At 52.6% G+C, this 5,996-nt stretch carries 5 protein-coding genes; 1 reads left to right on the top strand and 4 read right to left on the bottom strand.

Annotation, left to right across the window (positions count from 1 at the left end):
- Positions 1-284 precede the first annotated feature (284 nt).
- The 3 genes from AB9F26_RS21850 to AB9F26_RS21840 all read right to left on the bottom strand — a co-directional run bounded on the left by AB9F26_RS21850 (position 285) and on the right by AB9F26_RS21840 (position 3,064).
- Positions 285-641, bottom strand: a complete 357-nt coding sequence (locus AB9F26_RS21850) for a hypothetical protein (protein ID WP_369769086.1) — start codon at positions 639-641, stop codon at positions 285-287.
- A 207-nt stretch (positions 642-848) separates the two neighbouring features.
- The gene (locus AB9F26_RS21845; RefSeq protein ID WP_335586767.1) at positions 849-1,307 is read right to left on the bottom strand and encodes an HNH endonuclease; all 459 of its coding nucleotides are present in this window, start codon (positions 1,305-1,307) and stop codon (positions 849-851) included.
- Entirely contained in the window at positions 1,304-3,064 is a 1,761-nt protein-coding gene (locus tag AB9F26_RS21840) for a primase-helicase family protein (protein WP_335586768.1), read from the bottom strand. The genes AB9F26_RS21845 and AB9F26_RS21840 overlap by 4 nt, the downstream gene beginning before the upstream one ends.
- Positions 3,065-3,446: 382 nt before the next feature.
- Here AB9F26_RS21840 and AB9F26_RS21835 point away from each other — a divergent pair, with 382 nt between their 5' ends.
- The gene (locus AB9F26_RS21835) at positions 3,447-4,214 is read left to right on the top strand and encodes a lysophospholipid acyltransferase family protein (RefSeq protein WP_335586742.1); all 768 of its coding nucleotides are present in this window, start codon (positions 3,447-3,449) and stop codon (positions 4,212-4,214) included.
- Between the two features lie 361 nt (positions 4,215-4,575).
- Here the strand turns inward: AB9F26_RS21835 and AB9F26_RS21830 are convergent, their stop codons facing one another.
- Positions 4,576-5,814 carry a DUF6538 domain-containing protein gene (locus tag AB9F26_RS21830; RefSeq protein ID WP_369769085.1) on the bottom strand — a complete coding sequence of 413 codons (1,239 nt, stop codon included), beginning with the start codon at positions 5,812-5,814 and terminating at the stop codon, positions 4,576-4,578.
- Positions 5,815-5,996 lie beyond the last annotated feature (182 nt).

Raw genomic sequence — 5,996 nt, 5'->3', positions numbered from 1 at the left:
GGTTCGATTGTGACGGAACTGGTACGCAACCGGTTCGCAAACTGGTTCATAAACGGCCAAAAACCCTTATTTTAGTTGTTTTTAACTAAAAAAGAGGGGTTTGTTGGCTCCGACGGTAGGGTCTAACCTATTCTGTAATCTATTGTTTTTAAGTGTATATTTCCGGGGATTTATTGGAAAACCGGTTCGCAACTGGTTCGCAGGGGAGAGGTAATGGAAGCCAAGTATTTTGGGATAATCGAAGTCAAGCAGTCACCTGATCCAAGCCTCCATCGAGTACAATTCTAGTATTCTGTTGAGTGTTTTTTGCAGTCGCGGATCAAGCCGCTCATTGCGGCCAACAAACCAACGCGCGTTGCATTCCTAGCATCTGGAAACACTTCCCGAACTACATTGTATGCTTCATCTAGCCGGGTCTGTTTTACCCTGCTACCGCCCTCTATCAGATCATAGCGTTTGACTTTTGTGCCTGTCGCGATCTTGAGGTGGCAATCTCCACCTTTATAACGGTGAATATGTGGTGTCGTATTCGCGGCGCCGAAGGGATAGTCATCTGACATGATTTCTCTTTCAAAAACAATTAGAAATTCCAGCGAAAAAATGCGGCCTCTGGATATGTCGATACTGTTGTGTGCTTTCACATTTGGGTCAAGACCTTTTCGCGCGACACTATATTGACGTGCAGATGCTGACCACGACGGTATTCCTTGCGAAAAGCAATGTGGCCAAAGCTCAAGGGCAAACCTCTCACGGGTTCAGGGGTGCAAAAATGAGCTTGGCTGTAGGTGATCTTTCCACCACACTACCGAGACAGTGAGACGCTGAGACAGCGAGACAGTGGGAAACCTTTATTGATGGGGCCAATCCTTTTGCCTGGCTTGCTTTTGGTCGCATAGGTTTTGAGCTTGCGTTCCAACTTTGAGATGCGCTGGGTGGATGCACAGGCGATTGTTGCACAGGTGGCGGATGACGCTCTTTTTGCTGGGTAGTTCGCCTTTTATCCCCCAGGCGACCAACTGATACACTTTCTGACGGCGACCACGCCAATATATCCGTTGAATTTTCGCTGGTTTGGTGGCGGTTGCTGGAGTCCCTATTTCAATGCACCCATCCATCGTCAAACGCGCGGCCAAGAGATACCCCTGGATGCGGTGAGCAAGTTCCCCAGAGTGGTTTTTGAAGGTGTCTTTCCACCAGAGTTGGTCAACCCGATCAGTAAGTCCGGATAGGTAGTCATCCTCGAAGGCCTCGCAGGCGATTAGGCAGGTTTCGTAAGCGTCCTGTGCAATTAGGTCGATTTCACTCACGTTCTTAAGAATTTTTCGTTGGCTTCCCGGACTGCACGATCATTGAGCCATGTCTGGTATCGGCTTTCTGACGTGCTATCCAAGTAAGGCCCCTCTGCACCGTTGCTGTAGTCAACCGTTTCAGTGGTATCTGCGTCTTTTCCGTATGTTTTCATGAGCTTTGCATCCCTGAGCTTACCCCAAGTGGCATCCATGTAGTAATCCATCGGGAACCATTCGAACCCACTTTCAACGGCACCGTCCAACGTCTCAGCAAGGTCTGTGGATTTAATGCGGCGGTCTTCAACCATGAGACCTTTTTTGAGCCACGCGCGGTGTTGCTTACCACGCCAACGAAGTTTTCCGCTTTCCCAGCCTAGTCGTGCCAGAGCATTACGAACGGCGTTGTCATTTTTGGCATTTAGGTACCGCACAAGTTCTTTGAAGTCCGCACTAGGAATGATCGATACGCAATACTCCGCTAGGATCGCCTCCAGTGTGTCATCTGCTTCGTTTCCGGAGAGGGTTTGCAGTTCCCTCATGATCGGTGTGGCGTTTACTTCAAACCGCATGCTTTTGGGATCGAACTTTTCTGAAAGTTTCCGTCCCTTTAGGGCGGCATACAGAGCTGCGAGTGATTTGGGATTGTTGATCTGCCTGAATACGTCGCCGACCAACCCGTTGAATTCTTCATTTTTTGGGCCCTGAGCATGGCCTTCGTGATCCATCTCAATGATGTAATATCGGCGTTCGCCACCCTCTAGCCAAAGTGGTTTATGGTTTGTTGTGAAGAGGTAGCAAGCCTTGAGGGGAATGGTCTTCGTTGCCTGATACTTTGGATTTACGGTTGTTCTGTCGCTGGTGATGAGGTCCTTCAGGGCATTTCCCGTTTGGGACTGACTGCTGATATGCACCTCTTCTGCGACAATCAGTTTCTTGTCTAGGACGCGGTCGTTGTGGGTTGCAACTAGCTTTTCCACACCGTCAATCTTAGCGGTATTATTTGCTCCAAAAAGGGCTTCAAGCACGACGCCTATCGTGGACTTACCTGTGCCTTTTTCTTCGGAAAACAACAGGATAGCCCAAGTGGGTTTGGACGCCTCATTTTGGAGCGACCACGCAATCCAATCCAGGAGGATGGTCTGTTGGTCTTTGTCGGCAATGGCAAAATCGAGAAATGGTTGCAGGGCCCCATATTTAGCATCTTCTTGGTTCTGGCGATATTGTGGCTCAGACCAGCTATTGATGTCCCACAGGTAGTTTCGATAGAGCCGGGGCGATGTATTCCCAGGGACCGCGTAGGTCTTGCCGGACCAAACCCCGAACGCCAATCTTGGGTCTAAGGGGGCTCCCTCCATGCAGGCTTGAATAATGCTTCCTGCTTTCTTTTGAACGATGGGGGCGAAGTCGGTTCCGTGGTAGTGGGCGACCATCATAGGTTTCGCTACCTTGGAGACGTCCTCCGAAGCTAGGCGTGTTTCCTGAGCATCAACCTTGATGAACTTTTTCTCGGCGGTGAGGAACCAACTCGCCACCTCCATCAAGATTTCGCGCTGTTGGTCATCAGCGGTAGGTTCCATTGGGGCAGGGGCTGACGTCACACTTGGCTGCCACGCCACACCGGATAGGATGTCCGTTTCCATGCGTTTGAAAGCAATTTCCTGCCATTCCGTCAAGGTAGGGAACTCGTCTACCGTTGCGACAACAGGTTCAGCCTCAAATCCCTCAAGTACGTCATCTACGGGAATGCGGGTTTTATCGTTTTTTTGTAACGTCATGCGAACTTTTCACCCGAATGTTATGGGGAGGCAAGGGATTTCTCCAGGGGGAGTGCCGAGGTACAAATATTTAGGTAGTTTTCGCAAAGTGTTGCGCGGAACGACGGTAGATAGGGCGGATTTCGGACCTACGCTGCGCCTGCAAACTAAACTGGGCAACTTGAAGAAAGCGGACACTCGGGGCTGCGACCCAGTTTTTTCGATTTGCAAACGCAGCGAAGGTCGGCAGTGAGCCCGAAGCGGGCACTTTCATCAACGCATCCTCAAACGATGCGAGTGAAGATCAGCATACCAAGAGTGCTTCACGATCTTGGTGCATTATTGTCAGAACATCTTAGAAAAACTTGAAAGTGTCGGCCTTTTTTGGTCTAGCTTGCATCTTATGCGGATAGCTATCGAAATCAAGCGCGGCCTTGCGGCCTGTGCGCAGTGGATCTTAGGTCTCCCGCTGGCCAATGCCCGTGTCGCCTACCTCGCGGAATCCAAACAAGAAGGGCGTGCAATCATGTCCCGCCATTGCCAACGGTTCCTGAATACGTGCCACATTTCAGTTGAAATTGACGGCCCACTGCCGCCGCCCGGCCGTGGCTGTGTGCTGTGTTACAACGAATCTTCCTTTCCCGACCTGATGGCCTTTATGGTGGCGTTCCTTGATCATGTGGACCGCGCAGCGGCAGCAGACCTTTACAAATTCTTCCCATTCGCACGCGCCGCTTTCGCACGCATCGATTTTGAACTCGTTCAAAGGGGAAACAGGGCGGCCACAGATGCCCTGATCGACAAGATGGTCCAGCGCATCCGTGGTGGAGAACGCGTTGCTTGGGGCGGTGAGGGTCGTTTGTCCGGCATTGATGGTATCCGACGTTTTAAAATCGGGGCCAGCTTGATTGCGATACGTGCAGGTGCGCCTGTGATCCCTGTGGTTTTTTATGGTGGCCACCATACCTTGCCGTTGGGAGCCATCCGGGCACGTCCAGGAACAATCCGCATCCGCATCGGCAATCCGATCCCAACTTCAGGTCTGACCGAGGACGATGCTCGCGCGTTCGCCGACAAGCTTCAGGATACCCTTTCGGAAATGTATTCCACCGCGGCGAAGAGCGGTGTTGTTTCTGCCGGTCCGAAAGTGTCGCCCGAGTTCAACAACTGACGGCCCTTTGGGGGCAACATGCATATCGTCGCCCTGCCTGCAATGCGTAAGGGGCAAGGGTTTGCAAACGGCGGCTTCGTCCGCATAGCAGACCTTAGGGCCTCAATATTGCTGCGGCAAGGCACCAATGTCCGCTATAGACGGGCTGCGCCGCAGCAATTGAGAATGTAGCGAACGGCAGCTAAGGGCCGGAAGCAGAAATTCAATTGGAGGCCGCTATCGGTGTTTTCGTCTATCTGAATGAGGTACTGGAAGCCTTTGCGGATGGGTATTTCCCCAGCCAGACAAAAAAAAGGATAAGCATTCTCCCGCCCGAGCACCCGCAATGGGAGCCCGGACGGAGTTTTGTTTTCGTCGCACCTCAAGCCACGCATCTTGGCAACCTGATCTGATCAATGATCTCCCGCTTCTGGCTGTCACTGATCCCCGCAGAGTATAGTCCATAGGTCAGCCTGTTGGCCGATCGCGCCGATTGGTGGCCCACAAGACTTGCGGTAAAGTGCTCTGGAACCCCTGTACGCTCGCATTGGGTGATGAACCACTTGCGGGTTGAGTGGAACACAAGGCCAGGGCGGGTGGCTCCGGTGCTTTGCCTTAACAGGGCGAACCTCTTGGTGACCCTGTCCACGGAAATCCCTGGAAACAGGGCCCCTTCGTTGGGAAGCATGGCCAGGGTAGCCAAAAGACTGTCGTGTAGCGGAATTTCACGTTCTGCTGCTTTGGATTTGAGCCCTCTGATCGCGTTTGGTCTGATCCTGGCAAAGACCCCGAGGTTGCCCTTGGTGATCAGGTCTTCCCCCATCATCCCACAAGCCTCCCCGGACCGCATGCCTGTGAGCAAACAGAGATGCAGCAAGGGCGTGAGTAGGGGTTCATTGGCCCCCAACAAAGTCACCACCTCTGTATCTGTCATCACCGCATAGCTTTGAACCTCTGGTTTGGCATGAACCGTAAGTTTGCCAAAGCCATGCTCTGCAAGGTGACCTTCCCGCACCGCCCAATCCAAGAAATGGCAAGTCTGGGTCCAAATCCGATGCTGGGTTTGAGGCGCAATTGTCCGGTCGGAAGTTGTCGATAGAGCCACCAAGTCGCGTATTCCCAAGCCCTTGCGTGTGGTGCTCTTTGTCACATCAGGGTTGAGACGGGACAGAAGCGCAAGGAATTCCTGACCGTTGGAGGGGCCTAAATCCCCGATCCGCTTGCTGCCAAAGAGGGAGGTCAGCAGCCCAAGGCTGAAACGGATCGACTTGAAGCTGCCAGGCTTAAGCTCTTGTGATCGTTGGGTAAGGTAGGCTTGAGCCAAATCCGCCACCGTGGTTTGCCCCTGGAGGTACAGGCGTTCGATTTTGGGCTGGGGGATTGTGATTGTCGGCGCATTATCCGGATCGGGGATTGCCCTTAGTCGAGCCTCTGCTTGTGAAACGATCTCCGCATAGCTCTGATTGATCTCTGCTATCCGTGTCTTGGCTGTACGGGCATCTGGGGTTTTGAGGGACCGCTTGAGGGCTTGTCCCAAGTGAGGCTGCAGGTGTTTGGGGTAATTGCGGCGATACATCCAGGTTTGATTTTTGAGGTAGGCATACTTCAGGGTGACAGACATGGGGTGTCCTTCTGGGGGCATAGGCCCCCTTTTGGGTGAAAGTTGAGGTTTTCTGAGGTGGAACAACGGCTTACTTGGTTATTCCTGTTCCCTGCGGGTAGTTAGTCCGGCAAGACGCGCAGGATTAAGTCCCGATCAGGTTCGCCGTAGGCACCCTTGAGCGGTCCTGATTTGGCGGTGCC

This window comes from Falsihalocynthiibacter sp. BN13B15 (genome assembly GCF_041205415.1).
GTDB classification, from domain to species: Bacteria; Pseudomonadota; Alphaproteobacteria; order Rhodobacterales; family Rhodobacteraceae; genus Falsihalocynthiibacter; species Falsihalocynthiibacter arcticus.
This window is presented reverse-complemented; position numbering and strand designations above follow the sequence as displayed.

What these genes read in the sequence shown, in the direction of transcription:
- AB9F26_RS21835 (WP_335586742.1), top strand. Translation starts at nt 3,447, where the DNA reads ATGCGGATAGCTATCGAAATCAAGCGCGGCCTTGCGGCCTGTGCGCAG.
- AB9F26_RS21840 (WP_335586768.1), bottom strand. Translation starts at nt 3,064, where the DNA reads ATGACGTTACAAAAAAACGATAAAACCCGCATTCCCGTAGATGACGTA.
- AB9F26_RS21830 (WP_369769085.1), bottom strand. Translation starts at nt 5,814, where the DNA reads ATGTCTGTCACCCTGAAGTATGCCTACCTCAAAAATCAAACCTGGATG.